This is a genomic window from Pseudomonas sp. LAMO17WK12:I1 (genome assembly GCF_900177315.1).
Lineage (GTDB): Bacteria > Pseudomonadota > Gammaproteobacteria > Pseudomonadales > Pseudomonadaceae > Aquipseudomonas > Aquipseudomonas marginalis.
Map to the genome: position 1 here is coordinate 128,082 of NZ_FWZV01000007.1, position 23,154 is coordinate 151,235.

At 61.6% G+C, this 23,154-nt stretch carries 21 protein-coding genes and 1 pseudogene; 8 read left to right on the forward strand and 14 right to left on the reverse strand.

Annotated features, from left to right (window positions below):
• Positions 1 to 5 precede the first annotated feature (5 nt).
• The 3 genes from B9N88_RS15040 to B9N88_RS15050 are packed head-to-tail and all read left to right on the forward strand — an operon-like array spanning position 6 to position 2,319.
• Positions 6 to 725, forward strand: a complete 720-nt coding sequence (locus tag B9N88_RS15040; protein ID WP_027608318.1) for a DUF484 family protein — start codon at positions 6 to 8, stop codon at positions 723 to 725.
• Positions 726 to 727: 2 nt separating this feature from the next.
• Positions 728 to 1,627, forward strand: coding sequence for a tyrosine recombinase XerC (gene xerC, locus B9N88_RS15045; RefSeq protein ID WP_027608317.1), 900 nt, complete (start codon positions 728 to 730; stop codon positions 1,625 to 1,627).
• Positions 1,624 to 2,319, forward strand: a complete 696-nt coding sequence (locus B9N88_RS15050; protein WP_027608316.1) for an HAD family hydrolase — start codon at positions 1,624 to 1,626, stop codon at positions 2,317 to 2,319. Before xerC ends, B9N88_RS15050 begins: the two co-directional genes overlap by 4 nt.
• Before the next feature lie 195 nt (positions 2,320 to 2,514).
• Here the strand turns inward: B9N88_RS15050 and sutA are convergent, their stop codons facing one another.
• From sutA to glnK, 4 genes are all read right to left on the reverse strand, one after another.
• Positions 2,515 to 2,841 carry a transcriptional regulator SutA gene (gene sutA / locus B9N88_RS15055; RefSeq protein WP_027608315.1) on the reverse strand — a complete coding sequence of 109 codons (327 nt, stop codon included), beginning with the start codon at positions 2,839 to 2,841 and terminating at the stop codon, positions 2,515 to 2,517.
• A gap of 102 nt (positions 2,842 to 2,943) precedes the next feature.
• On the reverse strand, positions 2,944 to 3,369 hold the full coding sequence (locus B9N88_RS15060) for a secondary thiamine-phosphate synthase enzyme YjbQ (RefSeq protein ID WP_027608314.1): 426 nt from the start codon (positions 3,367 to 3,369) through the stop codon (positions 2,944 to 2,946).
• 199 nt (positions 3,370 to 3,568) lie between these two features.
• Positions 3,569 to 4,906 (reverse strand): ammonium transporter, encoded by a 1,338-nt coding sequence (locus tag B9N88_RS15065; protein ID WP_027608313.1) that lies wholly within the window; start codon positions 4,904 to 4,906, stop codon positions 3,569 to 3,571.
• A 35-nt stretch (positions 4,907 to 4,941) separates the two neighbouring features.
• Positions 4,942 to 5,280, reverse strand: a complete 339-nt coding sequence (gene glnK / locus B9N88_RS15070; RefSeq protein ID WP_002555808.1) for a P-II family nitrogen regulator — start codon at positions 5,278 to 5,280, stop codon at positions 4,942 to 4,944.
• 422 nt (positions 5,281 to 5,702) lie between these two features.
• Here glnK and B9N88_RS15075 point away from each other — a divergent pair, with 422 nt between their 5' ends.
• Both B9N88_RS15075 and B9N88_RS15080 read left to right on the forward strand, forming a co-directional pair.
• Positions 5,703 to 5,963 carry an accessory factor UbiK family protein gene (locus tag B9N88_RS15075; protein WP_027608312.1) on the forward strand — a complete coding sequence of 87 codons (261 nt, stop codon included), beginning with the start codon at positions 5,703 to 5,705 and terminating at the stop codon, positions 5,961 to 5,963.
• Between the two features lie 214 nt (positions 5,964 to 6,177).
• Positions 6,178 to 7,674 (forward strand): YifB family Mg chelatase-like AAA ATPase, encoded by a 1,497-nt coding sequence (locus B9N88_RS15080; protein WP_027608311.1) that lies wholly within the window; start codon positions 6,178 to 6,180, stop codon positions 7,672 to 7,674.
• Between the two features lie 59 nt (positions 7,675 to 7,733).
• Here the strand turns inward: B9N88_RS15080 and B9N88_RS33290 are convergent, their stop codons facing one another.
• The 3 genes and pseudogenes from B9N88_RS33290 to B9N88_RS15090 form a co-directional block, all read right to left on the reverse strand.
• Positions 7,734 to 8,594 (reverse strand): methyl-accepting chemotaxis protein, encoded by an 861-nt coding sequence (locus B9N88_RS33290; RefSeq protein ID WP_371914493.1) that lies wholly within the window; start codon positions 8,592 to 8,594, stop codon positions 7,734 to 7,736.
• 42 nt (positions 8,595 to 8,636) lie between these two features.
• A pseudogene (locus tag B9N88_RS33295) lies at positions 8,637 to 9,710 on the reverse strand (Cache 3/Cache 2 fusion domain-containing protein); the annotation flags it as partial.
• Between the two features lie 178 nt (positions 9,711 to 9,888).
• Entirely contained in the window at positions 9,889 to 10,809 is a 921-nt protein-coding gene (locus B9N88_RS15090; protein ID WP_027608309.1) for a LysR substrate-binding domain-containing protein, read from the reverse strand.
• Between the two features lie 152 nt (positions 10,810 to 10,961).
• On the opposite strand from B9N88_RS15090, the gene B9N88_RS15095 reads away from it, so the two are divergent.
• Entirely contained in the window at positions 10,962 to 12,374 is a 1,413-nt protein-coding gene (locus tag B9N88_RS15095) for a NorM family multidrug efflux MATE transporter (protein WP_027608308.1), read from the forward strand.
• Here B9N88_RS15095 and B9N88_RS15100 read toward each other — a convergent pair.
• On the reverse strand, positions 12,371 to 14,044 hold the full coding sequence (locus B9N88_RS15100; RefSeq protein ID WP_027608307.1) for a putative bifunctional diguanylate cyclase/phosphodiesterase: 1,674 nt from the start codon (positions 14,042 to 14,044) through the stop codon (positions 12,371 to 12,373). The two genes, B9N88_RS15095 and B9N88_RS15100, sit on opposite strands and share 4 nt — an antisense overlap.
• 254 nt (positions 14,045 to 14,298) lie before the next feature.
• On the opposite strand from B9N88_RS15100, the gene rep reads away from it, so the two are divergent.
• On the forward strand, positions 14,299 to 16,308 hold the full coding sequence (gene rep / locus B9N88_RS15105) for a DNA helicase Rep (protein WP_027608306.1): 2,010 nt from the start codon (positions 14,299 to 14,301) through the stop codon (positions 16,306 to 16,308).
• A 58-nt stretch (positions 16,309 to 16,366) separates the two neighbouring features.
• Positions 16,367 to 16,939 carry a xanthine phosphoribosyltransferase gene (locus tag B9N88_RS15110; RefSeq protein WP_025856334.1) on the forward strand — a complete coding sequence of 191 codons (573 nt, stop codon included), beginning with the start codon at positions 16,367 to 16,369 and terminating at the stop codon, positions 16,937 to 16,939.
• 70 nt (positions 16,940 to 17,009) lie between these two features.
• Here the strand turns inward: B9N88_RS15110 and B9N88_RS15115 are convergent, their stop codons facing one another.
• The 6 genes from B9N88_RS15115 to dadA all read right to left on the reverse strand — a co-directional run bounded on the left by B9N88_RS15115 (position 17,010) and on the right by dadA (position 23,106).
• Positions 17,010 to 18,932: an acetyl-CoA hydrolase/transferase C-terminal domain-containing protein gene (locus tag B9N88_RS15115; protein ID WP_027608305.1), complete on the reverse strand. Its 1,923-nt coding sequence runs from the start codon at positions 18,930 to 18,932 to the stop codon at positions 17,010 to 17,012.
• Between the two features lie 136 nt (positions 18,933 to 19,068).
• Entirely contained in the window at positions 19,069 to 19,479 is a 411-nt protein-coding gene (locus B9N88_RS15120) for a c-type cytochrome (RefSeq protein ID WP_043293857.1), read from the reverse strand.
• 182 nt (positions 19,480 to 19,661) lie between these two features.
• Positions 19,662 to 20,210: a cupin domain-containing protein gene (locus B9N88_RS15125; protein WP_003176893.1), complete on the reverse strand. Its 549-nt coding sequence runs from the start codon at positions 20,208 to 20,210 to the stop codon at positions 19,662 to 19,664.
• Between the two features lie 116 nt (positions 20,211 to 20,326).
• Positions 20,327 to 21,400 carry an alanine racemase gene (gene alr, locus B9N88_RS15130; RefSeq protein ID WP_027608303.1) on the reverse strand — a complete coding sequence of 358 codons (1,074 nt, stop codon included), beginning with the start codon at positions 21,398 to 21,400 and terminating at the stop codon, positions 20,327 to 20,329.
• A 79-nt stretch (positions 21,401 to 21,479) separates the two neighbouring features.
• Positions 21,480 to 21,833 (reverse strand): RidA family protein, encoded by a 354-nt coding sequence (locus B9N88_RS15135; RefSeq protein ID WP_027608302.1) that lies wholly within the window; start codon positions 21,831 to 21,833, stop codon positions 21,480 to 21,482.
• Positions 21,805 to 23,106 (reverse strand): D-amino acid dehydrogenase, encoded by a 1,302-nt coding sequence (dadA, locus tag B9N88_RS15140; RefSeq protein ID WP_027608301.1) that lies wholly within the window; start codon positions 23,104 to 23,106, stop codon positions 21,805 to 21,807. The genes B9N88_RS15135 and dadA overlap by 29 nt, the downstream gene beginning before the upstream one ends.
• Between the last annotated feature and the right edge of the window lie 48 nt (positions 23,107 to 23,154).

Sequence of the window (23,154 nt, forward strand, 5' to 3'; positions counted from 1 at the left end):
AGCCAATGACCGATAAGCCTCAAGTACCCGCACAAGCAACAACCCCGAGCGAAAGTCTGGAGGCCGCTGCCGTCGCGGCGTACCTTGAGGCTAATCCGGACTTCTTCGTCGAACACGAAGAACTGCTCCCGGCCCTGCGCATCCCCCACCAGCGCGGCGACACCGTGTCGTTGGTGGAGCGACAGATGAAGATCCTGCGCGAGCGCAATATCGAAATGCGCCACAAGCTCTCGCACCTGATGGACGTCGCCCGCGACAACGACCGTCTGTTCGAGAAAACCCGCCGCCTGATTCTTACCCTGATGGACGCCACCAGCCTGGAAGAAACGGTCATCGCCGTGGAAGACAGCCTGCGCCAGGACTTCCAGGTGCCGTTTGTCAGCCTGATCCTGTTCAGCGACAACCCGATGCCGGTGGGTCGCTGGGTCAGCGGCGGCGACGCGCAAACCGCGATCGGCGGCCTGCTTTCCGAAGGCAAGACCATCAGCGGCACCCTGCGCGAGCACGAGCTGGACTTCCTGTTCGGCGCCGAACAGCGCAAGCAGATCGGCTCTACCGCCGTCGTCGCCCTCAGCCATCAAGGCCTGCACGGCGTACTGGCCATCGCCAGCCGCGATCCCGCGCACTACAAGAGCTCGGTGGGCACTTTGTTCCTCACCTATATCGCCGAAGTACTGGGCCGCGTCCTACCGCGCCACACCACCGCCCTGCGCGCGGTGCGCTAGCCATGGAACGGCAACTGGACGCTTACTGCGCTCACCTGCGTAACGAGCGCCAGGTGTCACCCCATACCCTGGAGGCTTACCGACGGGACTTGAACAAGGTCCTGGCGTATTGCGAAAAGCAGCAGGTCACCAGCTGGAAGGCCTTGGATATCCAGGGCCTGCGCAGCCTGATCGCACGGCTGCACCAGGCGGGCCAGTCCTCGCGCAGCCTGTCGCGACTGCTGTCGGCGGTGCGTGGCCTGTATCACTACCTCAATCGCGAAGGCCTCTGCGACCACGACCCGGCCAACGGCCTGGCCCCGCCGAAAGGCGAGCGACGCCTGCCCAAGACCCTGGACACCGACCGTGCCCTGCAATTGCTCGATGGCGCCGTGGAGGACGATTTCCTCGCCCATCGCGACCAGGCGATCCTCGAACTGTTCTACTCTTCAGGCCTGCGCCTATCGGAGCTGACAGGCCTGAACCTCGATCAACTGGACCTGGCCGACGGCCTGGTGCAAGTGCTCGGCAAAGGCAGCAAGACTCGGGTGCTGCCGGTGGGCAGGAAAGCCCGCGAAGCCCTGCAACTCTGGCTGCCGCTGCGCGCCCTGGCCAACCCGGTGGACGACGCAGTGTTTATCAGCCAGCAAGGGCGGCGCCTGGGGCCACGCGCCATCCAGATACGGGTCAAGGCTGCCGGCGAGCGCGAGCTGGGGCAGAACCTGCATCCACATATGCTGCGGCACTCATTTGCCAGCCATATGCTGGAATCGTCCCAGGACCTGCGCGCCGTGCAGGAACTGCTTGGCCATTCCGACATCAAGACCACGCAGATCTATACCCATCTGGACTTCCAGCACCTGGCAACGGTCTACGACAGCGCCCATCCACGGGCCAAACGCATCAAGGACGGCGACTCATGAACATCAAGCTGATCACCTTCGACCTGGACGACACGCTCTGGGACAACGTACCCGTCATCATCAGCGCCGAAGCGTCGATGCGCGAATGGCTGGCCACCCATGCCGCCAAGGTGGGCGACCTGCCCCTGGAGCATTTCGCCAGCCTGCGCCAACAAGTGCTGCAACGGCATCCCGAACTCAAACACCGCATCAGTATCCTGCGCCATCGGGTGTTGATACATGCGTTTGAAGAGGCCGGTTATCCACAGCCCGAGGCCACGGAAATGGCCGATGTGTGTTTTGAAGCGTTCATTCACGCCCGCCATCAGCTCACGCCTTTCCCTGAGGCCGAGCCGATGCTGCAAGCGCTGCGCCAGCACTTTCTGCTGGGTGTGATCACCAATGGCAATGCCGATGTGCAGCGTGTTGGCCTGGCGGACTACTTTCACTTTGCGCTACGCGCTGAAGACATTGGCATCGCCAAGCCGGATGCCCGGCTGTTCCACGAAGCGCTGCAGCGCGGCGGAGTAGATGCCAGTGCGGCAGTGCATGTTGGCGACCACCCCGGGGACGACATTGCCGGGGCGCAGCAGGCGGGGCTGCGGGCGGTGTGGTTCAACCCGTCGGGCAAGGTGTGGGAAGGGGATAAACTCCCGGATGCACAGATTCGCAGCCTGACGGAGTTGCCGGCGTTACTTCGCAGCTGGCAGTAACACGGGTGAGAAAAATGTGGGAGGGGGCTTGCTCCCGATAGCGGTGTATCAGTCTCCAGATATATTGACTGACCTACTGTAATCGGGAGCAAGCCCCCTCCCACACTTGATTGGGGGTCACTTGTAGCCGGTTATTACAGGCATGAAAAAACCCGCAGCGACGGCGGGCTTTTTCTTACAAGCAGGTGGCTGACCTTAGATAGGTCGGCTGCCGTACTTGTTATCCGGCTTCTTGGGCGGGTCTGCAACCACATTGGGCTCGACTTCGACCACTTTGCCGCCTTTGGCAAGAAACTCTTCCATCGCACGGGCCAGGGCATCGCGCTCTTTGTTCTTGGCCTCAACGCTCGGCAATTCGTCTACCGAAACAGCAGCCTTGGCTTTGCCCTTGGCCGCTGGAACAGGAGCGTCATCACCACCGTCGTCCTCAGCAACGTCTTCCGCCGCCGCTTCAAGACCTTCTTCGGTGTCGTCTTCGTCACCTACTTCGAGTTCGTCGTTTTCCAGATCATCGTCGCTCATGTTCTACCTCATGACTTGCGAAAAGCAGATTAGTTATAGCCCAGCTTCGCCCTCTGTCGAGGTTGCCGGAAAAAAATCAACATCCACCGGATAACCAGTGGCTTATGCCCCATCACCGTGCAGGGTGGCGAGGACTTTACGAGCACCGCCATGATCACGGTGCTCGCCCAGATAAACACCTTGCCAGGTCCCCATCGCCAAGCGGCCGGCCTTGACCGGCAAACTCAGCTGGCAGCCCAGGAGACTGGCCTTGAAGTGCGCCGGCAGATCATCCGGACCTTCGTCGTTGTGTTCGAACCCGGCGCAGCCTTGCGGCACCAGCGAGTTGAAGAAACGCTCGAAGTCACGACGAACCGCCGGATCGGCATTCTCGTTGACCGTCAACGAGGCCGAGGTGTGCTGCAGCCACAGGTGCAACAGGCCCACGCGGCAGGCCTTCAGCTCAGGCAAGCCGGCAAGCAACTCGTCAGTCACCAGGTGAAAGCCCCGGGGCTTGGCCCGCAGGGTAATCAGGGTCTGTTGCCACATACAGTTCTCCGCCCATCGGCGCGCATTCTAGCGCGCTCTGGGAAAAAACAAAGTGCCGAATACGCCTACGTGCCTGTAAGACATTCGCACGCTGGAAAGTGCATGACAAACTCTGCGCAAAAACCGGCACAGCTTGTTATGACTGACAAACGCCAGGCAAAAAAATGCCCGGCAAGCCGGGCATCTTTTTTTCGCGTACTTACAGGTTGTAGCCGCGTTCGTTGTGTTGCGCCAGGTCGAGGCCGACAGCCTCTTCCTCTTCGGTAACCCGCAGGCCCATGACCGCGTCCAGCACCTTGAGGATGATGAAGGTGACGATGGCGGTATAGATCACGGTGAAGCCGACACCTTTGCACTGGATCCAGACTTGAGCTGCGATGTCAGTCACGGTGCCGAAGCCGCCCAATGCAGGGGCTGCAAACACACCGGTGAGGATCGCACCGACGATACCGCCGATACCGTGCACGCCGAATGCGTCCAGAGAGTCGTCGTAGCCCAGCTTGCGCTTGAGGCTGGTGGCGCAGAAGAAGCAGATCACACCGGCCACCAGGCCGATCACCAGGGCGCCCATCGGACCAACAGTGCCGGCGGCCGGTGTAACGGCGACCAGGCCAGCCACTACACCCGAGGCGATGCCCAGTGCGCTTGGCTTACCGTGAGTGATCCACTCGGCGAACATCCAGCCCAGGGCTGCAGCAGCGGTAGCAATCTGAGTCACCAGCATCGCCATGCCGGCGGTGCCGTTGGCCGCAGCCGCAGAGCCGGCGTTGAAGCCGAACCAGCCGACCCACAGCATGGCCGCACCCACCAGGGTGTAACCCAGGTTGTGAGGCGCCATTGGAGTGGTCGGGAAGCCTTTACGCTTGCCGAGCACGATGCACGCCACCAGGCCAGCGACACCGGCATTGATGTGCACCACGGTGCCGCCGGCGAAGTCCAGCACGCCCCAGTCCCACAGCAGGCCACCGTTGCCGCTCCACACCATGTGGGCGATTGGCGCATAGACCAGAGTGAACCAGATAGCCATGAAGATCAGCATGGCGGAGAACTTCATGCGTTCGGCGAACGCACCGACGATCAGCGCCGGGGTGATGATGGCGAAGGTCATCTGGAAGGTGATGAACACGGCTTCCGGGAACAGCGCAGCCGGCCCGGTGATGCTGGCCGGGGTCACACCCGCCAGGAACGCCTTGCCCATGCCGCCGAAGAAGGAGTTGAAGTTGACCACACCCTGTTCCATACCGGTGGTATCGAACGCGATGCTATAGCCGTAGACAACCCACAGGATGCTGATCAGGCCGGTGATGGCGAAGCACTGCATCATCACCGACAGAATATTTTTGGAGCGCACCATGCCGCCGTAGAACAGCGCCAGGCCTGGAATGGTCATGAACAGCACCAGCGCGGTGGATGTGAGCATCCAGGCGGTGTCACCGGAGTTGAGGACTGGAGCAGCCACTTCGTCTGCCGCCATGGCCAGGCTTGGCATTACGATGGACAACAGGGCTCCGAGCCCTGCGAATTTACGCAGAGTCATATTGTTTTCTCCTGGGGCGTTGGGGGTTTGGCGGCTTAGATTGCGTCGGTATCGGTTTCGCCGGTACGGATGCGAATAGCCTGTTCCAGATTGACCACGAAGATCTTGCCATCACCGATCTTGCCGGTGTTGGCGGCCTTGGTTATCGCCTCGATAACCCGGTCAAGATCCTTGTCGTCAATGGCGACATCAATCTTCACCTTCGGCAGGAAATCGACTACATATTCCGCGCCGCGATACAGCTCGGTGTGACCCTTCTGCCGACCGAAGCCCTTGACCTCAGTAACGGTAATGCCCTGCACGCCGATCTCGGACAACGACTCGCGTACATCGTCCAACTTGAACGGCTTGATGATGGCAGTGACTAGCTTCATGAAAACTCTCTCCCGAATTGGTGGACTTGCCCCAGGAAAACAAACCCGTCTCAAGTCTAAGCGCAGTGCCTGGCTTTGTAACGCATCGTCGCAAGGGCAGTTGCCATTGCGACGCCAGCGAACCACTGGTGACGAAACCTGTACCCCTGATCCGTCGGCGCACTGCATTCGTCACAGCGACTGCATCAGTGCATGGGTCATAATCGTCTAAGCAGAAACCTTGCCAGCTCCGTAAAAATCACTGAAATCAGTCCTTTGCTCACCTAGGCCCACCAACGGGGCCATCCGGCGCCTGCAATGCGCACGAAAACGGTGCATCACCGCCCGGCCTGATGCGCGAAAAGCGTGCGACCCAGGCCGTGAAAAAGACTATAGACGCTGCGTGATACACTGCCCGCCAACAGTTTTCCGGAATATTTCCCATGCTCGCGCCCAAAGACCTCCTCGACGCCCTGAGCGGCCACGCCTCTCGCCTGTTCAGCGGCGACACCCCGCTGCCCCGCAATGAAATCGAAAGCCAGTTCAAGGCCTTGCTGCAAAGCGGTTTCAGCAAGCTCGACCTGGTGAGCCGGGAAGAGTTTGATAGCCAGATGGTAGTTCTCGCCCGCACCCGTGCGCGGCTGGAGAGCCTGGAAGCGAAAGTGGCAGAGCTGGAAGCGCGGTTGACCCCTCCTGCCGAATAAATGCGCTCAGTGTGGGAGGGGGCTTGCTCCCGATGGCGGTGTATCAGCCGGTATCAATGCTGACTGACCCCCCGCTATCGGGAGCAAGCCCCTCCCACATTCGCTCTACCTTTTGCTCTGGATACGTTCTGTAAAACCTCCCCGCCTCGCTCTTCCCTACCTCGTCTACCCTTGAAAAACCGCAGGAAGCGGCCTCCCCTTTCAAGGAACGAGCATGTCCCTCGCCATCGTCCACAGCCGCGCCCAGATCGGCGTCGAAGCCCCTGCCGTCACCGTTGAAGTGCATATGGCCAATGGTCTGCCGTCCCTGACGCTGGTGGGCCTGCCCGAAACCGCGGTCAAGGAAAGCAAGGACCGGGTGCGCAGTGCCATTCTCAACTCTGCGCTGCAATACCCCGCTCGCCGGATCACCCTCAATCTCGCGCCCGCCGACCTGCCCAAGGACGGCGGGCGTTTTGACCTGGCGATTGCCCTGGGGATCCTGGCGGCCAGTGTGCAGGTGCCGGCGTTGACGCTCGATGACGTGGAATGCCTGGGGGAGTTGGCGCTGTCCGGCGAGGTGCGGGCGGTAAAAGGCGTGTTGCCGGCCGCGCTGGCGGCGCGCAAGGCCGGGCGCACCGTGATAGTGCCGCGGGCGAATGCCGAAGAGGCGTGCCTGGCGTCGGGGTTGAAGGTGATTGCGGTGGACCACCTGCTGCAAGTGGTGGCGCACCTGAATGGACATGTGCCGATCGAGCCTTACACGTCCGATGGCCTGCTGTACTTGAACAAGCCCTATCCGGACCTGAGTGAAGTCCAGGGCCAGCTCGCGGCCAAGCGAGCGTTGCTGATCGCGGCAGCGGGGGCGCATAACCTTTTGTTCAGTGGGCCGCCCGGCACCGGCAAGACCCTGCTCGCCAGCCGCCTGCCAGGTTTATTGCCGCCGTTGAGCGAACAGGAGGCGCTGGAGGTTGCCGCGATTCAATCGGTTGTAAGTCTGGCGCCGCTGAGCCATTGGCCCCATCGACCGTTTCGCCAACCGCATCACTCGGCATCCGGCCCGGCACTGGTGGGCGGCGGCTCGAAACCACAGCCGGGAGAAATCACCCTGGCTCATCATGGGGTGCTGTTCCTGGATGAGCTGCCGGAATTTGATCGCAAGGTGTTGGAAGTGCTGCGTGAACCGCTGGAGTCGGGGCATATCGTGATTTCCCGCGCTCGCGACCGAGTGAGTTTCCCGGCGCGCTTCCAACTGGTCGCGGCGATGAACCCCTGCCCTTGCGGTTATATGGGCGAACCCAGCGGGCGCTGTCGTTGTACGCCGGAACAGATTCAGCGGTATCGCAACAAGCTCTCGGGGCCGCTGCTGGACCGGATTGACTTGCACCTGACCGTGGCGAGGGAAACGACGGCACTGAACCCGATCCAACAGGCGGGCGAGGATACCGCCCACGCCTCAGCGCGGGTCGCCCAGGCTCGCGAGCATCAGCAAAAGCGCCAGGGCTGTGCGAATGCCTTTCTTGATCTGCCGGGGCTGCGCGAGCACTGCAAGCTCGCGAAGGTGGATGAAAGCTGGCTGGAAACGGCCTGTGAACGACTGACCCTATCGCTGCGCGCGGCCCATCGACTGCTCAAGGTGGCACGCACGCTGGCGGATCTGGACCAGGTAGAGACCATCACCCGCGACCACCTGAAAGAGGCCCTGCAATACCGCCCGGCGGCGATCACTTAAGCTTGGCGCAAAGCCAAATGTGGGAGCGACAGGCCTCCTACATTGTGTACAGCAGTGGCTCAGCGAAAGCGATCCACCTCATGGCGCAGGCTCGCCGCCAACGTCTCCAGTTCCTTGGCGGTAATCGCCAGGTTGGACACCACTTCGCGTTGCTCACTGTTGGCCAGCGCGATGCTCTGCAGGTTGCTGCTGAGCAGGGTCGCGGTGCTGCTCTGCTCCTGGGTGGCCGTGGTGATGGCCGCGAACTGCTGACCGGCCGAGCGGCTTTGCTCGTCGATACGCGCCAGGGCCGAGGCCACGTCGGCGTTGCGCGACAGGCCTTCCTGCATCAGCGCGTTGCCTTGCTCCATGGTGCTGATGGCGTTGCCGGTTTCCTTCTGGATGCTCTGGATCATGCCGGAAATTTCATCGGTGGCCTCACGGGTACGCGACGCCAGGTTACGTACTTCGTCGGCCACCACGGCAAACCCACGGCCCTGCTCCCCTGCACGGGCGGCTTCAATGGCGGCGTTGAGCGCCAGCAAGTTGGTCTGTTCGGCAATCGAGGTGATCACGCCGACGATCCCGCCGATTTCCTGGGAGCGCTGGCCGAGGGTGTTGATCACCGTGGCCGTGCTGTTCAGGGCGGTGGCAATGTGTTCCAGGGACGACGACGCTTCCTGCATCGAGGTGCGGCCAATGCGGGTCTGCTGGGCGTTTTCCTGGGCCAGGCGTTCGGTATTGCCCATGTTGTCGGCGATATTCAACGACGTCGCGCTGAACTCCTCTACCGCGCCGGCCATGCTGGTGATCTCGCCGGACTGCTGCTCCATGCCCTCATAGGCACCGCCGGACAAACCGGACAAGGCCTGGGCGCGGCTGTTGACCTCTTCGGCTGCGTTACGGATATGGGAGACCATGGTCGACAGCGCTTCGCCCATCTGGTTAAAGCTGCGTGCCAGTTGGCCGATTTCATCATGGCTGGACACGCTCAAGCGTGCGCTCAGATCGCCCGCACCCAGGGCCTCGGCTTGACTCACCAGGTCACTCAGGGGCTGCAACTTGCTGCGCAGCAGCCAGACCGTGGCGCCTACTGCCAGCAACATCGCCAACACACTGCCGATCACCAGGCGGATCCCCACGGCCCAGGTTACCGCGCGGATTTCAGCTTTCGGCATGCTCGCGACCACGGCCCACGGGCCGCCTTCGAACGGTACCGAAACGCTATAGAAGTCTTCGTTCTTGTCGCTCCAGAAGCGGCCTTTGCCGGGGGTCTTGGCCAGGTCCAGCATCACCGGCACCGATTGATCCAACGCCTGCACGCCGGCGGGTGCCACCAGCCAGTGCTTTTGCTCATCCAGCAGTGCAAGGGAGCCGGTCTGGCCAATTCGGAAGCGCTTGAGGTTTTCGAATTGGGCATTCTGCGCATCGGTGTAGTCAAAACCGATGAACAGCACGGCGATAACCTTACCGCCGCTGTCACGCACCGGGCTGTACTGGGTCATGTAGGAACGATCGAACAACACCGCCCTGCCGATGTAGGTCTGCCCACCCACAACGCGCTGGTAGGCCGGGCCCTGACGGTCGAGGACGGTGCCGATGGCGCGGTTGCCATCCTGCTTGGTCAGGGACGTGCTGATACGGATGAAGTCGTCGCCACTGCGCACAAATACGGTGGCCACGCCGCCAGACATTTGCTTGAACTCGTCCACCTCATCAAAGTTGTTGTTCAACACCTCGTTGCCCAGGTACAGGCTGGGCGTCTGAACACCGGCCACGCTCACGGGTTGGTCCACATGCACGCTCAACCCGGCACCGAAACGTTTTTCAAACAGCCCGCTCAAACGCTGGGTGCTCTCGCGCAAGGTGCCGTGGAAGGTATTGAGTTGGTCGGCGAGCAGGCGCGCCTCGCTGGCCAGGTGCTCCTCGCGGGTGTCGAGGTTGGCGGAGTCAAGGGAACGCAAGGCAAACACCGTACTGCCGCTGATAACGACAGCCAGAATCACGGCTAACGCGAGGCCTAACTGGGAGGCAATCCGGGCGCGAGGTTGAGACATGACAGCTCCTGGCCGAGGCCAGGATCATCCTGATCTCATAGCGCTGCTCGGCAAATTATCTGATGGGAAACGTTGGTGCACGATAGTTCCAACACACCTACTTCGGCTGGCCGCAGCAATACTTGAGCGCTTCACAGGGGTATCACGCAAACGGTTGCGAACCAACGCCGCCAAGCATTCAGTCGAGGCGTTCGACCGCAGGCAACACCATCGCCTGCACCTCGCCTTGCAGAAATTCCGCCAGCCGTCGCAAGCGCTCGCCGCCAGGGCGGGTTTTTGGCCAGACCAGGTAGTAATTTTCCCCACTGGCCACCGCCGTCGGCCACGGCAGGCTCAATCGTCCTTGGGCGACGTCCTCGGCCACCATCAGCAAATCGCCCATGGACACGCCATAGCCCCGCGCAGCGGCGATCATGCCCAGCTCCAGGGTGTCGAACACCTGCCCGCCCTTGAGCGACACCTGGGACGACAGCTGCATGCGCGCCAGCCAATTGCGCCAGTCGCGCCGGTCGGGCGTGGGGTGCAGCAATTCGGCGGTGGCCAGGCGCGCGGCGTCCCAAGGCCCATCCTCCAGCAGGTTCGGCGCACCGACAGGAATCAACAGCTCCGGAAACAGGTAACTGGCCTCCCAATCCACTGGAAAACGCCCATCGCTCAGCAGCACCGCACAGTCGAAAGGCTCCTGATTGAAGTCCACCTCGTCCACGCTCATCCAGGCGCTGGTCAGTTGCACCTCATTGCCCGGCTGCAGCGCCCGGAAGCGGCTGAGTCGCGCCAGCAGCCAGCGCATGGTCAATGTGGAGGGGGCCTTCATGCGCAGGATGTCATCTTCGGCATTCAAGGTATGGCAGGCGCGCTCCAGCGCCGCGAACCCTTCGCGCACACCGGGCAACAATAGACGCGCCGCTTCAGTGAGCTGCAAGGTGCGGCCATTGCGCTGGAACAGCCGGCAGGCGAAATGCTCTTCAAGCGTGCGGATATGTCGGCTCACCGCACTTTGGGTGATCGACAACTCCTCGGCCGCGCGGGTGAAAGAACTGTGTCGGGAGGCCGCTTCAAACGCGCGCAAGGCATAAAGAGGAGGAAGACGACGAGACATGAGGAAAGCTCCGACAGCGCAATACTGAAACCCTACCAGAATCAATCAAGCATGAGTTTTAATCATGCAAACGATCGCATTTATCCCTTTGTGCAATGGGCTGAGAGCGCCGAGAATCAACCCTTCCCCAACCCTCTGACTTTTTGAGCGTGATGATCATGCAGCATCCGGCACGTACCGAACTCTGGGCCATTCTGCGGCTGTCAGGGCCGTTGATTGCCTCACAGTTGGCGCACATGCTGATGGTGTTGACCGACACCCTGATGATGGCGCGCCTGAGCCCCGAAGCCCTGGCCGGTGGCGGCCTGGGTGCCGCAAGCTATTCGTTCGTCGCGATTTTCTGCATCGGCGTGATTGCCGCCGTGGGCACCTTGGTTGCGATCCGCCACGGCGCGGGCGATATCGAAGGCGCCACCCGCCTGACCCAGGCCGGGCTGTGGCTGGCCTGGCTGATGGCCCTGGCGGCGGCCCTGCTGCTGTGGAACCTCAAGCCGGTGCTGCTGATGTTCGGCCAGACCGAAACCAACGTGCACTCGGCCGGGCAATTTCTGACCATGCTGCCGTTTGCCCTGCCCGGCTACCTGAGCTTCATGGCCCTGCGCGGTTTTACCAGCGCCATCGGCAAAGCCACTCCGGTGATGGTGATCAGCGTCGGTGGCACGGTGGTCAACTACCTGCTCAACCACGCGCTGATCGAAGGCATGTTCGGCTTGCCCAAGCTCGGCTTGATGGGCATCGGCCTGGTCACGGCGATTGTCGCCAACAGCATGGCGCTGGCGTTGATGTGGTACATCCGCAGCAACCGGGCCTACGCCGCCTACCCGCTGAGTACCGGGCTGCTGCGCCTCAACACCCAATATCTGCGCGAGTTGTGGCGCCTGGGCCTGCCGATCGGCGGCACCTATGCGGTGGAGGTCGGGCTGTTTGCCTTTGCAGCCCTGTGCATGGGCACCATGGGCAGCACGCAGTTGGCAGCGCACCAGATCGCCCTGCAAATCGTATCGGTGGCCTTTATGGTGCCGGCGGGGATGTCCTACGCGGTGACCATGCGCATCGGCCAGCATTATGGCGCCGGGCAGTTGCTGCAGGCACGCATGGCCGGGCGTGTCGGCATAGGCTTTGGCGCGGCGATAATGCTGGGATTCGCGGCGGTGCTGTGGCTGTTTTCCGAGCCGCTCATAGGACTGCTGATCGACCACGACAACCCGGCGTTCCACGACGTGATCGTCCTGGCCGTGAGCCTGCTGGCCGTCGCCGCGTGGTTCGAGCTGTTCGACGGCGTGCAGACCATCGCCATGGGTTGCATTCGCGGGCTCAAGGACGCCAAGACCACGTTCCTGATCGGTGCGGGCTGCTACTGGTTGATTGGCGCACCCTCGGCCTGGCTGATGGCCTTCACGTTGGGCTGGGGGCCAACCGGCGTGTGGTGGGGCCTGGCACTGGGACTGGCCTGCGCCGCGATAAGCCTGACCTGGGCGTTTGAAGCGAAGATGAAGCGGATGATTCGCCGGGAAGGCCCGGCGCCCGAAGCCGACATCGGCTTTCAGGCGGTACAGGCCGACTAGAGCCCCTCGCTCACTCGGGTGTGCTTGCCGTCGCCGAAGGTCAGGTATTCCACCAGCTCCGGCAACGGCAGCGGCTTGCTGATCAGGTAACCCTGGGCCTGGTCGCAGCCGAACAGCCGCAACAGCGCCAGTTGCTCGGGGGTTTCCACACCTTCGGCCACCACTTCCAGATTGAGGTTGTGCGCCAGATTGATCATGGCGTGCACCAGCTTGCGGTTTTCCTCACGCTCTTCCATGCCGCCGACAAAGCTCTTATCGATTTTCAACAACGCAATCGGCAGGCTGTTGAGGTGCACGAACGAAGAAAAACCGGTGCCGAAGTCATCCAGGGAAAACCGCACACCCAGGCGACCAAGGGCGTCCATGGTCTGCTTGACCAGGTCACTGCGGCGCATCACCGCGGTTTCGGTCAGTTCGAACTCCAACCATTGCGCTTCCACGCCGCGCTCGCTGATCAGCCGGCTCAGTGTAGAAAGCAACTGGCTGTCCTGGAACTGGCGAAACGACAGGTTGACCGCCATGTGCAGCGGCGGCAGGCCGCGTTCACGCAGGTCTTGCATGTCACGCAGGGCTCGGGAAATCACCCAGTAACCCAACGGTACAATCAGGCCGCTCTGTTCGGCCAGGGGCACGAATTCACTCGGCGGCAACAGGCCGCGCTCGCCGTGGCGCCAGCGCACCAGGGCTTCCAGGCCGACGATATGCCCGTCGTCGAGGTCGAGGCGCGGCTGGTAGTGCAGCTCCAGCTCATCACGGCGCAAGGCACGGCGCAGCTCGCTTTCCAGGTCGGCCAGGCTGCGCGCGTTGCGGTTGATACGTTCGTTGAAGATATGAAAGGTACAGCCCTGGGTGCTCTTGGCTTGCTGCATGGCGATATGGGCATGCCACATCAGCGGGTCGGCGCCGGCACGGGCGCGGGCATGGGCCACGCCCAGGCTGCAGCCGATCAGCAGGCTTTCGCCATCCACCCAATACGGCTCGGCCATGGCTTCGGTGATGCGCTCGGCCATCCACTCCGCACGCTGGGGCGCGCGGCGCGTATCGATCAGCAGGGCGAATTCGTCGCTGCCCAGGCGCGCCAGTTGATCGCCGGCTTCCAGCTGGCTCTTGAGCCGCGAGACCACTTGCAGGATCAGGCGGTCGCCGGCCTGGTGGCCGAGGGCATCGTTGGCATGGCGGAAATTATCGAGGTCCAGGTGACCGAGGGCCAGGCCGCGACCTTCGTTCTCGGCCAACCGTGCGGCCAGCAGGGTCTGGAAGCCCTGGCGGTTGGCGATGCCGGTGAGCGGGTCCTGCTCGGCCAGGCGTTGCAGGGTGTTTTCCAGCACCCCCCGCTCCCGCACATGGCGCAGGCAACGACGCAACGTGTCGGCGTCCAGCGCATTGCGGATCAGCCAGTCACTGACGCCCAGTGGCGAAACCAACGGCTCCTGTTCCAACAACAACACGCACGGCAAGCTGCAACGGCCAGGGCCGGGTTGCAGGCTGGGCATGGTCAACAGCACTGCGCTGTCGTCGTCATCGAACAGACGACTCACCGAGTCCCAGTTTGGCGCGCTGATCAGCACAGCCCCATCGCCCATCGGCGCCAGGCACTCGCGCAACAACGCTGCCCACTCAGGCGTATCGGCCAGCAGCAGCAAACGCAAGGGTTCGACAGGCGTAGACAAGCTAGCTCCCTAGACTCTGCAAAAATTCGTTGGCGGCGGGCATTATGACGTGCGGCCTGATAATCACCAATGATAGGGGTTATCAAATACGCAGGCTGTAAGCAATTGTCTAAAAACCCCGACATCCTGCGGCAAAGTAGCAAAACCGGCAAATTTAGATCGAGTGGTACGTCACACCGTCGATCCAGGGCAGCAGAATCTTGCCAGCCTGTTAAAATGCCCGCCCTTTTGAACAACGACTCCCTGAATTCCGTATGTCCCGACTCAATCCCCGGCAGCAAGAAGCCGTGAACTACGTCGGCGGCCCTCTATTGGTGCTCGCCGGTGCAGGTTCCGGCAAGACCAGCGTGATCACCCGCAAGATCGCGCACCTGATCCAGAACTGTGGCATCCGCGCCCAGTACATCGTCGCCATGACTTTTACCAACAAGGCCGCGCGGGAAATGAAGGAGCGTGTCGGCACCCTGCTCAAGGGTGGCGAAGGCCGTGGCCTCACGGTATGTACCTTCCACAACCTGGGCCTGAACATCATCCGCAAGGAGCATGTGCGGCTGGGCTACAAGCCGGGCTTCTCGATCTTCGACGAGACCGACGTCAAGGCCCTGATGACCGACATCATGCAGAAGGAATACGCGGGCGACGACGGCGTCGACGAGATCAAGAACATGATCGGCGCCTGGAAAAACGACCTGATCCTGCCGCCAGAAGCCCTGGAAAACGCGCGCAACCCCAAGGAACAGACCGCTGCCATTGTCTACACCCACTACCAGCGCACGCTCAAGGCGTTCAACGCGGTGGACTTCGACGACCTGATCCTGCTGCCGGTAAAGCTGTTCCAGGAACACGCCGACATCCTCGAAAAGTGGCAGAACAAGGTGCGTTACCTGCTGGTGGACGAATACCAGGACACCAACGCCAGCCAATACCTGCTGGTGAAGTTGCTGATCGGTACGCGCAACCAGTTCACCGTGGTGGGCGACGACGACCAGTCGATCTACGCCTGGCGCGGCGCCCGCCCGGAAAACCTGATGCTGCTCAAGGACGACTACCCGTCCCTGAAAGTGGTGATGCTGGAGCAGAACTACCGCTCCACCAGCCGCATCCTGCGTTGCGCCAACGTGCTGATCTCAAACAACCCCCACGAGTTTGAAAAACAACTGTGGAGTGAGATGGGCCACGGCGATGAGATCCGCGTGATCCGCTGCCGCAACGAAGACGCCGAAGCCGAGCGCGTGGCGGTGGAAATCCTCAGCCTGCACCTGCGCACCGACCGCCCCTACAGCGACTTCGCGATCCTGTATCGCGGCAACTACCAGGCCAAGCTGATCGAGCTGAAATTGCAGCACCACCAGGTCCCGTATCGGCTGTCAGGTGGCAACAGCTTTTTCGGACGCCAGGAAGTGAAGGACCTGATGGCCTACTTCCGCCTGATCGTGAACCCGGACGACGACAACGCCTTCCTGCGCGTGATCAACGTGCCGCGCCGCGAGATTGGTTCCACCACCCTGGAAAAGCTCGGCAACTACGCCACCGAACGCAAGATCTCGATGTACGCCGCCACCGACGAAATCGGCCTGGGCGAACACCTGGATACGCGTTTCACCGATCGCCTGTCACGCTTCAAGCGCTTCATGGACAAGGTACGTGAACAGTGCGCCGGCGAAGACCCGATCAGCGCCCTGCGCAGCATGGTCATGGACATCGACTATGAAAACTGGCTGCGCACCAACAGTTCCAGCGACAAGGCCGCGGATTACCGCATGGGTAACGTCTGGTTCCTGATCGAAGCGTTGAAGAACACCCTGGAAAAAGACGAAGACGGCGAAATGACCGTCGAAGACGCCATCGGCAAGCTGGTGCTGCGCGACATGCTCGAGCGCCAGCAGGAAGAGGAAGACGGCGCCGAAGGTGTACAGATGATGACCTTGCATGCGTCCAAGGGCCTGGAATTTCCCTACGTGTTCATCATGGGCATGGAAGAGGAAATCCTCCCGCACCGCTCCAGCATCGAGGCCGACACCATTGAGGAAGAACGGCGCCTGGCCTACGTGGGCATTACCCGCGCACGTCAGACACTGGCCTTCACCTTTGCCGCCAAGCGCAAGCAATACGGCGAAATCATCGATTGTGCCCCCAGCCGTTTCCTGGACGAGCTGCCGCCGGATGACCTGGCCTGGGAAGGCAATGACGACACCCCGACCGAGGTGAAGGCCGTTCGCGGCAACACCGCCCTGGCGGATATACGCGCGATGTTAAAGCGCTAGAATCGACTACTTTTTAATCTACTTTCGGCGCACAACCCGCCATTAGAGGAAGCTTTCCGTGGAAGCACTGCACAAGAAAATTCGCGAAGAAGGCATCGTGCTTTCCGATCAGGTACTCAAGGTCGACGCCTTTCTGAATCACCAGATCGACCCGGCCCTGATGAAACTGATCGGCGACGAATTCGCCGCGCTGTTCAAGGATTCGGGCATCACCAAGATCGTCACCATTGAAGCGTCGGGCATCGCACCGGCGATCATGACGGGCCTGAACCTGGGCGTGCCGGTAATTTTCGCCCGCAAGCAGCAGTCCCTGACCCTGACCGAAAACCTGCTGTCGGCGACGGTGTATTCCTTCACCAAGAAAGTCGAAAGCACCGTGGCGATCTCGCCGCGCCACCTGACCAGCAGCGACCGCGTACTGGTGATCGATGACTTCCTGGCCAACGGCAAGGCATCCCAGGCGCTGATTTCGATCATCAAGCAGGCCGGTGCGACCGTTGCCGGCTTGGGGATTGTGATCGAGAAGTCGTTCCAGGGTGGCCGTGCGGAGTTGGATGCGCAGGGCTATCGGGTTGAGTCGCTGGCGCGGGTGAAGTCGCTTGAAGGTGGCGTCGTCACCTTCATCGAGTAATCGTTGCCTGCACGCGGTTAAACATGTGGGAGGGGGTTTGCCCCCTCCCACATGTTGACCTGTGTTGATTTTAGTGTGCGGTTGCTTGTAAGCCAGCGAGCAATAGGCGCTGATAGAGATCCTCCTTCAACCCCTCCGGCGAATCCAACCCCATCCGCTTCAGATGCTCGGGAAACGCCTGGGGCTCCGGTGCATCCAGCGCTGCCTTGCCCAGCTCCAGAATCTCCGTCAGCTTGAATTTGCTCTTGAGCCAGTTCAAGGCGCGCAACAGATCCCGCTCTTCGTCAGTGAAGTCGCTGCCCAGCGGATATTCCGGGAACAAACGCCGATGCCGCGCCTGGATACCTTGGAGCCGCTCCGGCGTGTTGTCGCCAAAGCGCGGATCCAGCTGGAAATCCTTGGGCAACTTGCCGGCCTTTTGCGCCTGCTCGATCAAGTCGGCCTGGAAGCGTGAGTCGGTGATGTTGAGCAACGCCTCGATCACCTTGGCATCCGTCTGCCCACGCAGGTCGGCAATACCGTATTCCGTGATGACGATGTCCCTCAGGTGGCGGGGAATGGTGCAATGCCCATACTCCCAGACGATATTGGAACTGACCTCACCCGCCGACTCACGCCAACTGCGCAGGATCAGGATTGAGCGCGCGCCCTCCAGCGCATGCCCCTGAGCCACAAAGTTGTATTGCCCGCCTACGCCGCTGAGCACGCGACCATCCTCCAACTGGTCGGCCACGCCTGCGCCCAGCAACGTCACCGTGATCGCGCTGTTGATAAACCGTGCATTCTGGCGCTGCAGGCGCTTGAGTTCTTCCTGGCCGTACAGCTCGTTGATGTAACTGATGCGGGTCATGTTGAATTCCAGGCGCTTGGCGTGGGTCATCTCCTGCAAACGCTGGTAAAAACTGCGCGGCCCGAGGAAGAACCCGCCATGGATCGAAACGCCATCGGGTTGTGCCGCATCATCCAGCAAACCGGCGTTGGCTTGTTCCTGGGTGGCCACATCCGGGTAGACCTTGCGCCGGATAATCCCCGCATCCGCCAGCACCAGCAGGCCGTTGACGAACATTTCGCTGCAACCGTAGAGGCCACGGGCGAAGGGCTCGACACCGCCTTCACGGCTGATCAGCGGGGCCCACTGGTATACATCGATGTCCGTCAGCAGCAGTCGATAGGCTTCGTTGTCCGCTTGGCGCGCCAGCAACGCGGCGGTCAGCGCATCCCCCATGGAACCGATGCCGATCTGCAAGGTGCCGCCGTCGCGCACCAGGGTGCTGGCATGCAAGCCGATGAAATGGTCCTGGAACCCCACCGGCATGTTCGGTGTGGAGAACAGTGTGGTGCTGTCCTTTGCATCGATCAGGTAGTCGAACGCGTCCATGCCCAACTCCGAGTCGCCCGGCATGTAGGGCAACTCGGTGTGAACCTGGCCAACAATCAAGACGGTTTCGCCCGCTTCACGGCGCTTGGCGATCATCGGCAGCAGGTCGAGGGTGATGTCGGGGTTGCAGCTCAGGCTCAGGCGATCCGGGTGTTCGGCGCTGCTCGCGACCAACTGCGCCACCAGGTTCAGGCCGGCGGCGTTGATGTCGCGGGCGGCGTGGCTGTAGTTGCTGCTGACGTAGTCCTGCTGGGCCGACGTGCTGTGGAGCAGACTACCGGGCTGCATGAAGAACTGCTGCACATGGATATTCTTCGGCAGGCTGTCTGAGTGCAGCGCGGCGAGAAACTCCAACTCTGGGTAATCACCAAACACCCGCTCGATAAAGGGTTCGAGGAAACGCTTCTGCAACCCATCGCCCAAGGTGGGGCGGCCCAGGCTCAGCGCGGTGTAGATCGTCAGCGCCCGCTCCGGCAGCTTGGCGATACGCCGGTACAGTGCATTGGCAAACAGGTTGGGCTTGCCCAGCCCCAGGGGCATGCCCATGTGGATATGCGCCGGTAGCCGCGCGAGTACATCGTCAACTGCTTGCTCGATTGAACACAACTGCACCATCCGACCCTCCTGAACATTCCATGATTAGGGGTTGGACAGAGAATGGCGGGTCTTTGCTGCAAAGAACAGCCTCGAAACACACATCACACCCACAAAAAAGCCGCTCGTAAGCGGCATTTTTGACGAAGATCGACGGTTACAGACCGGACATCTTCTTGATCGCGCCCTTCAGGTCATCATCCGAGCAATCCGCACAGGTGCCTTTTGGCGGCATGGCGTTGATACCGGTGATGGCCTTGGCCAGGATGCCATCAAGGCCGCCCTGGTGGTCGGCGCGTTCTTTCCAGGCGGCGGTGTCGCCGATTTTCGGCGCGCCCAGCAGCCCGGTACCGTGGCATGCGTTGCAGTGCTTGGCGATGATGTCGTCGGGCGTCTTCGCAGCGCCCCCGCCCGCAGCTACCGCCACTTCCATGCCCTTGCACTCCTGGCCCTGGACGCACACCTGGCCAACCGGCTCCAGGCGCTTGGCAATGTCATCGTTGGTCGCAGCTTGAGCGCTGACAGCCCATAGGGCCAGTACGGTTGCTGGTGCAGCCAGCATTTTCATAATTAGATTCACGCGTTCACCCTCAATGGTGGCTATTCACGCCTGCGGCCACGGTTTCGCAGGCGGCGAAAGTATAACGGTTAGCCCGTCCGGCCGAAACAACCCTATTAAACAAAGGGAGATTAGACCTCGCGGAATACAGCTGCGGGAGCCTCTGCAACGCTGGCAGGACGCCTCTTTTGTTAAAAGTTCGCGGGTGTGGCTGCGCTGATTAGTCGCGCCGGCACATCGAACGGATTACGGAAACGATGGGGCTTGGTGCTTTCAAAGTAGTAGCTATCGCCGGCTTCGAGCACAAAAGTTTCAAGACCGACCACCAACTCCAAACGGCCTTCCACCAGAATCCCGGTTTCCTCGCCCTCGTGGGTGAGCATTTCTTCGCCTGTATCGGCGCCAGGCGGGTAGATTTCATTGAGGAACGCAATTGCCCGGCTCGGGTGCGCACGGCCCACCAGCTTCATGGTGACGGCGCCATCAGAGATGTCGATCAGCTCATTGGCTTTATAGACGATCTGCGTCGGTATTTCCTGGAGGATCTCCTCGGAAAAGAACTCGACCATGGACATGGGGATGCCGCCCAGCACCTTGCGCAAGGAACTGATCGAGGGGCTGACGCTGTTTTTTTCGATCATCGAAATGGTGCTGTTGGTGACACCCGCGCGCTTGGCGAGCTCACGCTGGGAAAGACCCTTCAGCTTACGGATGGATTGCAGTCGTTCGCCGACGTCCAATGCGGGAGCCTCCTAGGATTCAGGCGTTGTTGTAATTGAGCGTTATCATGGCGACAGCGTTCAGTATTTACAACACTTGGGCCTAAATCCCAGGGCGCTGTGTTCGTTCCTGACGGTCAAGCGCCGGAATAGAGCCTTGGCACACGACGCAGGTTGCAGAATATCTGGTACGGGATGGTCTCGGCGGCGGCGGCGACGTCACTGGCGAGGATATTTTTGCCCCACAACTCCACCGTAGAACCAAGACCCGCATCCGGGACGTCTGTCAGGTCGATGCACAGCATGTCCATGGACACGCGACCCAGCAATTGGCTGCGCTGCCCCGCCACCAGCACCGGCGTGCCGGTGGGCGCATGGCGCGGGTAGCCGTCGGCATAGCCCATGGCAACCACGCCGATACGCATCGGTTTGGGCGTGATGAACCGGGCGCCGTAGCCCACCGGCTCGCCGGCTGGCAGTTCACGCACACAGATCACTTTCGATTCCAGGGTCATCACCGGCTGCAAACGCGCGGCCAAGGCCTGGTCCTCACCAAACGGTGTGGCGCCATACAGCATGATGCCCGGGCGTACCCAGTCGCTGGATACGCTCGGCCAACCCAGCACCGACGGCGAGTTGCGCAGGCTGACCTCAGCCACCAGGCCCTGGCGCGCCGCATCGAATACCGCCACTTGCTCGTTGCTGCTGACGCAATCGAGTTCATCGGCGCGGGCAAAATGGCTCATCAACACAATCTTTGCGACTTTGCCGCTGGCCAGCAGGCGCTGGTAAGCCTCGTGGTAATCCTTGGGGTGCAGGCCAACGCGGTGCATCCCCGAATCGAGCTTGAGCCAGATGGTCAGCGGCGCGCTCAACCGGGCCTGTTCGATGGCCTCCAGTTGCCACAGCGAATGCACCACGCACCAGAAATCATGCTCGACGATCAGCGGCAACTCGTCGGCTTCGAAAAAACCTTCGAGCAGCAGCACTGGCGCGCGAATACCCGCGGCGCGCAGCTCCAGCGCCTCCTCGATGCACGCCACGGCAAACCCGTCGGCCTCGGCTTCCAGCGCCTGGGCAACGCGTACGGCACCATGGCCGTAGGCGTCGGCCTTGACTACGGCGAGGGCCTTGGCCCCCGTGACTTCACGGGCCAATTGGTAGTTGTGGCGCAGGGCTTGGAGGTCGATCAGGGCACGGGCAGGACGCATGGCGGCAGGCTTCTAGGCGGCAAAGTGAAGAAAAACCGGCGCCGACCAACAGCGTCAGCACCGGGAGAGGGATCGTTGTTTAAGGCAGCGCGGCCACAACGGACAGCTCTACCAGGATTTCCGGTTCGCACAGCTTGGCCTCAACCGTGGCGCGGGCCGGGGCGACGCCTTTGGGCAGCCACTTGTCCCACACCGCGTTCATGCCGGCGAAATCGGCGTCGATGTCTTTCAGGTAGATCGTCACCGACAACAGCTTGGTTTTGTCGGTGCCGGCCAAGTCCAGCAAACGCTCGATATTGGCCAGGGTTTCACGGGTCTGCTGTTCAATCCCGGCGCTCATGTCGTCACCGACTTGCCCGGCCAGATACACGGTACCGCTGTGAACGACGACCTGGCTCATGCGCTCATTGGTGAGCTGGCGCTGGATTGACATGTTTTGCGGACTCCTGGTGGTTGCCATAACGGGAAATATCGAGACCTTCGGCGCTGATCTGCGGCGTTTTCTTCGCCATCAGGTCGGCCAACAGGCGACCGGAGCCGCACGCCATGGTCCAACCGAGGGTGCCATGGCCGGTGTTGAGGAACAGGTTCTTGAACGGCGTGGCACCGACAATCGGCGTGCCGTCGGGTGTGGTCGGGCGCAGGCCGGTCCAGAACGTGGCTTCGGCCAGATCGCCGCCTTGAGGATAAAGGTCGTTGACGATCATCTCCAGGGTTTCACGCCGACGCGGGTTAAGCGACAGGTCAAAACCGGCTATTTCAGCCATGCCGCCGACGCGGATGCGGTTGTCGAAACGGGTGATGGCGACCTTGTAGGTCTCGTCGAGAATGGTCGACGTCGGCGCCATCGCCGAGTTGGTAATCGGCACCGTCAGCGAGTAGCCCTTGAGCGGGTACACCGGCGCCTTGATCCCCAGCGGCTTGAGCAGCTTCGGCGAGTAGCTGCCGAGGGCCAGCACGTAGCGGTCGGCGGTCTCCAGCTTGCCGTCGATCCATACGCCGTTGATGCGGTCGCCGGCGTAGTCGAGGCGCTGGATGTCCTGTTCGAAGCGAAAATCCACACCCAACTGCTTGCACATGTCGGCCAGGCGGGTAGTGAACATCTGGCAGTCGCCGGTCTGGTCGTTGGGCAGGCGCAGGGCACCGGCGAGGATATCGGTGACGCTGGCCAGGGCCGGCTCAACACGGGCGATACCGGCGCGGTCGAGCAGTTCGAACGGCACGCCGGACTCTTTCAACACGGCGATGTCCTTGGCGGCGCCATCCAACTGGGCCTGGGTACGGAACAACTGGGTAGTCCCGAGGCTGCGGCCTTCGTAGGCGATGCCGGTTTCAGCACGCAGCTCATCAAGGCAGTCACGGCTGTACTCGGACAGGCGCACCATGCGCTCCTTGTTCACCGCATAACGGCTGGCGGTGCAGTTGCGCAGCATCTGCGCCATCCACAGGTATTGGTCAATATCCGCCGTGGCCTTGATCGCCAACGGCGCGTGGCGTTGCAGCAACCACTTGATGGCCTTGAGGGGCACGCCCGGCGCGGCCCATGGCGAAGCGTAGCCTGGGGACACCTGGCCGGCGTTGGCGAAACTGGTTTCCATGGCAGCAGCGGGCTGACGGTCGACCACAACCACTTCAAAGCCGGCCCGCGCCAAATAGTAGGCACTGGTCACCCCAATGACACCGCTACCCAAGACCAGAACGCGCATTTTTATACCCTCATCGCGGGCTTGGCCGCTGACGTGTGTTATTCGAGC